The following is a 230-nucleotide window of genomic DNA, read 5'->3' as shown; positions in this document are numbered from 1 at the left end:
GGCCCGGACAGCAGCCACAACACGCTGCCCGGCCCGCCCTGCAGCACCGCGAACGCGCGGCGCATGCTGCGCGGGGTGAGCTTGTAACTGTTGTTGAAGCAGCAGAACACCACGCCCTGCGCGGGCCGGCCACAGGCCTCGCGGCCTGGCGCGGGCTCCAGCACGCCGGTGTTGTCCGAGGGCTGGAACGCGCGGGGCAGGCGCCGGACCGGGTCGCTGAAGGCCGGCGT

1 pseudogene is annotated in these 230 nt (G+C 74.3%); it reads right to left on the bottom strand.

Annotated features, from left to right (window positions below):
- Nucleotides 1-230, bottom strand: a pseudogene (locus tag ACQG3P_RS25250) (UDP-N-acetylglucosamine-peptide N-acetylglucosaminyltransferase); the annotation flags it as partial.

Origin of the sequence: Stenotrophomonas sp. SrG, from assembly GCF_050031795.1 — a bacterium.
GTDB lineage: Bacteria > Pseudomonadota > Gammaproteobacteria > Xanthomonadales > Xanthomonadaceae > Stenotrophomonas > Stenotrophomonas rhizophila_A.
Note: the sequence above shows the minus strand (reverse complement) of the source record. Positions and strands in the feature narration are given on the sequence as shown.